Genomic DNA, 5156 nt, shown 5'->3' on the forward strand with positions numbered 1-5156 from the left:
TGATAATCACCTGCGCCCAAAACATTTAACAGCATCACCAGATTGGTATCATGTCCACATAAAAAAGTAAATTTACGATTTTCATCTTTTAGTGCAGCATCTATTTCCTGTAGCAAAAGATTAGTATTTCTCAAATACAGGGCCGGATTATCCACAAGCATGCCCAAGCCTAAGGTATACAAAAGCCCAATATCCTGCCACTCATTTTCCGTGAGCCCTGCACCCCAATCTGCCTTATTATCATCCGGTTCATCATAATACTGCATAATAAGTGTATCTGACGCCTTGTAGGCTTTAACGAAAAAGCCCTCATATCTCACTACATTATCATTGCCCCTCAACCGTAAGGAAAGGTCCATAGGGTCCATTGCGTCAATCCCTGTTTCCGATGCATAAGGCGAATTTTTAAAATTCAGCACCTTATCCAGGGTACTAACCCCCTTTTGCGCTCTCATAAGATAATCCGGAATCTTATTATTATGGAAGTTCATACCTAATTCATAAAACCTTGGAGTATCAAAAGCCAATGGTCTTATAAACACCTCATCAGATTTATCGATAGCCTTCAGATACTTCACCTGTATATTCGCCACTGGCATCATCCCTCCGGCAAAAAAACGGGCCGTTGTAATAGTTCGTTGAAAGGAATTGGCATAAAAGACTACCTCACCAATAGATGGTTGCCAATTTTCAGGCATAAAGCCTTCATCTATGAGATAACACCGAAAAAAATGTCCCATAAGGGCTTCATTTACTTCTCCCCGGGGAGTAAGATTACCGGACGGAACATCCCACAGGTGCCAGGTATTATTTGTAAGTCTTGCCACATCAGAATCAGCTGAAACTAGTGGAGCGCGAAGATTATGGCGGCTGAATACTACCACTTTTTTCAGCTGATACCCCTTATCTGCCAGCTCAGAAGCATTGGAGCTGCAGCTCCCCAAGAGCAAGAGGAAAAGTATTATCAGACTGATAAGCCCAAGGTCTGATAACCTGTTTTTTTCACCAGTCCGGTGTAAATCCGCACAACTCATACAAATCCTTTCTATACATCTCCCCAGATACCTGTGATCCATTTATTATCAGAAACCAGCCTGAGCTTTCTGCTAAGCTCAAATAATTCATCGGTATCCAACCGTATTTTCTCCATATTGCCATTGGCCGTCAATGACATAAATCTGGATATCTGTTCTCTGGTATATTTGTTTTTAATAAGCATGGCCTGACACAAATTATTAAACATAACATTGGTGGTGAAAAAATCCAGGTTACTTTTTTGACAAATATACCTGGTAATCTTCAGCATAGTATCACTATACTCCAACAAGGCACTATACAGCTCTCCCAAATTTGTTATTCCCAACCAGGAAAGACTGCGGAGATGCCCATATGCCGGCGTAGGTAAATATTCCACCTGAGCCGCGTTACTATACATCTCGACAAATTCAAAGAATTCATCGTTTTTGGTCAGGTATTCGTTCAGGGTTACCTCATCCAAAGGAAGGGCCTGATACTCACCACTTTCCAGTTGTTCAGCAATATCCTTCTTATACTGCTGAATATTTGAATTAAGTTCAACAAACTGATTGTCTGCAATTTCCAACAAGCCTGCAATGCGGGAAAATTCCCGACGAATGGTGTTTGGTACGCCATAGCTGCTCTTATATCCCAAATCATGTTCAATCTCTGCCCAGGCATGCTGCAATACTGTCCTTATCTGGATCTCACAGCGTATTTTACACAACTCAGGCCTAAAGCCCTCATCAGGCTTCAAAGATACCACGTTGTGCAACGACAAATACCCAAACTGAGTGGCACTTAGAGCCTTGCGCTTGTCAATGGAGTTAAACTTGTCCAAGACGAAATTTTTCTTTAATGCATCTGCTATTTCATCAACTGTTACATTTAAGTAGCAAATGATTCTTGCCGCACATAAATCAGTAATATCATAAATAGACGCATACTTGCCGCTCTTCCTCCTGAGCTTTTCAGCCAAGCTGCCAACTGTTTTAATCCTATGGCATACATCCATGGTAAAAAAACCGTTCTTTTTTATCATCTCAGTAAGCTTGGTATGTAATATTTCGCCTAATTCAACATAGGTTTCTATATTATCCGAATATGTCTGCAGTATTTCCTTTTCCCGGTCAAGTAAATCACCATACATAATCATGCCCCCAAAAGAACACAAACCATTCTTTTCTCTTAATGCTGTTTATCTATTTCTTCATGCAATGACAAAATCCTTTATTTTGTTTTCTCCCCTCTAAAGAAAAATACTGCTTTAGTCCTAATATCCTCAGAATATGCTGCAATAAAATACTCTCTAAACATTTCTCACAATATTGGGGACATTAATAAAGCAGTGATGCGAAATAATGCACCACTGCCTTAAATTTTATTATGAAAATATACAGCCTATCAGGCTTTTTTCTCCAGCTCCAACAGCTTATCAGCAGCTTCCTGAAGATAGGAATCCTCCACGGATTCAATCTGACCGGCATCACATTCGGCCGCCAATTTAGGCTGAATAGGAATACGCCCCAAAATATCCAAATGATATTCCTTGGCTATTTCCTCAAGGTGACTTGCGCCAAAGATTTCATGCTTTTTCCCGCAATCAGGACATTCAAAATAGCTGAGATTTTCCACAAGCCCCAAAATCGGAACCTTCATTGCTGAAGCCATTTTTACGGCTTTTGCCACAATCATGGAAACAAGCTCCTGAGGGCTGGTAACTATGACGATACCATCCAGCTTAATGGACTGCATGACAGTTAACGGCACATCGCCAGTCCCAGGTGGCATATCAATAAAGAGATAATCAACATCGTTCCATATAACATCCTGCCAAAACTGCTTTACTACTCCACTTAAAATTGGACCGCGCCAAACAACCGGATCTGTATTGTTTTCAAGAAACAGATTCATGCTGACAATATCAATCCCACCAGCTGATGTCACTGGAAAGGCACCTGCCTGACTACCTATTATTTCCCCTGATACACCAAACATTTTAGGGATAGAAGGACCTGTAATATCAGCATCCATTACGCCCACATGCCGGCCCTTTCGGGACATTTCCACAGAAAGCAATCCTGTTACCAGAGATTTACCGACACCACCCTTACCGCTGACAACGGCAATTGCATGGCGGATGTTACTGAGGTCATTAGGTGCCTCAAACATATCACCCATCTTGCGGGTATCGGAACTACAGGTAGTTCCACAGGAATTGCAGTCATGATTACATTCTTCTGCCATAAATACTGGCCTCCTATAATATAATATTAAACATCACACAGGTTTAACTATACAGCACAAAACTATAATCGTCAATGGGCACCTTGACCCCCGCGACCCTGTCCGTTACCTTTGCCATGTCCCTGTCCATTGCCTTTACCATGGCCCTGACCCTGTCCATTGCCTTTACCATTTCCCTGTCCATTGCCTTTGCAATGACCTTTACCATCACCATGTCCTTCACCATGACAGTGACCATCGCCATGACCTTCTCCATGACAATGACCTTCACCATGGCCTTCATGGCAATGGCCATGCTTTTCACCATGACCATGCCCATGATGATCACAATGAACCGCAGGATCATATGACAGTTTACCTGCCAACAATGCATCTACCGCCTCATCCGCAGAACCTTTTACTCCACCATAAAGAGTAATACCTGCATCAGCCAATGCGCTCTGTGCTCCGGCACCAATGCCACCACAAATCAAAGTATCAACCTGCTGCTGTTTCAGAATGCCAACCAAAGCTCCATGTCCCTCACCATTCGTACTGATGACTTCAGAGCTGGTAATTTTATTATCCTCAATAGTATAGAGCTTAAACTCGCTGCTTTTGCCAAAATGCTGGAAAATTTGACCATTACTGTAAGTTACTGCTAATTTCATATTTTCTCTTCCTTTCCAATACTGTGGACAACGATGCTTGCTGTGATGACCAGGACAGCATTGTTCATCCCCATCACACACCTCATAGTCTCCACCAACAATTTTTAATGGCCGTCCTTCAACAAGACATGCAGCCATTCTTTTTCGTGCAGCCATATACATAGCCTGAACCGTAGTCCTGGCAACGCCCATCCGGTCTGCACATTCCTGCTGATTTAATCCATTGAAATCCATTAGCCGTATAGTTTCAAATTCTTCTACAGACATACAAACTTCCGGCATATCCTCAATGAAATTTCTGGGAATAAATTCCTGAAAAACAGGTAATGAGCATATTTTTTTCTTCTTTACTGGTCTGGCCATGGCGCACTCCTTTTTTGACATATGTCTTTAACCATATTTTAGCAAATTACCAACATATGTCAATAATTTTTTCAATAAATTCAAAAAATAAAAAGAAAAAGACTTGTCCAGCAGATAACTTCTCCTAAACAAGTCCCATTGTATATCCTTTGATTATTCTGTCAAAAGACTAATTTTATTGGCAGCCAATTCAATCTTTATTTTATCATTGGCTTTACCGGAAGCTTTTTTTAATGAATTTTTGATAGGACTCTTTGTTCCGACTCCACCCAAAATCGTTTTGTTTTCATCTGCACCGGTTACCTGAAAGGCCAACAGCTTCTTTTTGGCAGCTGTATAAAAGTTATATCTCATTTTTACCGAGACACTTATCTTATACTGAAAAAAAGACTCGTGCTTTGCATCCTTCAGATCATTTAATTCTACAGCAACCACATAATCAGCACCGGTTTTTTCGGCAACAGCAGCCATTATATCCTTATCAGCTATCATCTGATTGCTGACATCATACCCTGCTTCATCCAAAGCAGCCTGAACATCCTTTTCAGGTATAACACTAAGCCCCAGCTTCCCCATTGCATCATTGTAATAGGTGTGCATAAACCCGGGCAAATAATCCTTGTCAATGGTTGCTTCCGTGGTATCGAGATACGGAATGACTGCTATTTTGCCTGTAGCCGCAGAACAAACCGCTGACATGGCAAATAATGCTACCAAAATAGTAAATAGTATTTTTTTCATAATAACCCCCATATAAATTAAAATGGTTTTATTTTTAATAGTTGTATTATAACGCAATTGTTAAAATTTTTCTTCTCCAAAATATAATTTTATCTGAAAAAAACAAGGGCGAAAATACCTCTAAAGATATTGCCACCC

Annotated in this window: 5 protein-coding genes; all 5 read right to left on the minus strand. The window is 40.8% G+C overall.

What is annotated here, in order from left to right; translation table 11 throughout:
- The coding region (locus K6C05_RS01625; RefSeq protein ID WP_296730604.1) for a histidine-type phosphatase at positions 1-1034 on the minus strand (1034 nt) is incomplete at its 3' end.
- A gap of 11 nt (positions 1035-1045) precedes the next feature.
- Positions 1046-2167, minus strand: coding sequence for a hypothetical protein (locus K6C05_RS01630; RefSeq protein ID WP_296730605.1), 1122 nt, complete (start codon positions 2165-2167; stop codon positions 1046-1048).
- 254 nt (positions 2168-2421) lie between these two features.
- Positions 2422-3264 carry an Mrp/NBP35 family ATP-binding protein gene (locus tag K6C05_RS01635; RefSeq protein ID WP_296730607.1) on the minus strand — a complete coding sequence of 281 codons (843 nt, stop codon included), beginning with the start codon at positions 3262-3264 and terminating at the stop codon, positions 2422-2424.
- A 71-nt stretch (positions 3265-3335) separates the two neighbouring features.
- Complete coding sequence (locus K6C05_RS01640) at positions 3336-4277, minus strand: DUF134 domain-containing protein (protein ID WP_296730609.1); 942 nt, start codon at positions 4275-4277, stop codon at positions 3336-3338.
- A gap of 153 nt (positions 4278-4430) precedes the next feature.
- Positions 4431-5018 carry a hypothetical protein gene (locus K6C05_RS01645; protein WP_296730611.1) on the minus strand — a complete coding sequence of 196 codons (588 nt, stop codon included), beginning with the start codon at positions 5016-5018 and terminating at the stop codon, positions 4431-4433.
- Positions 5019-5156 lie beyond the last annotated feature (138 nt).

It is taken from the genome of Anaerovibrio sp. (assembly GCF_024697385.1).
Classification (GTDB): Bacteria; Bacillota; Negativicutes; order Selenomonadales; family Selenomonadaceae; genus Anaerovibrio.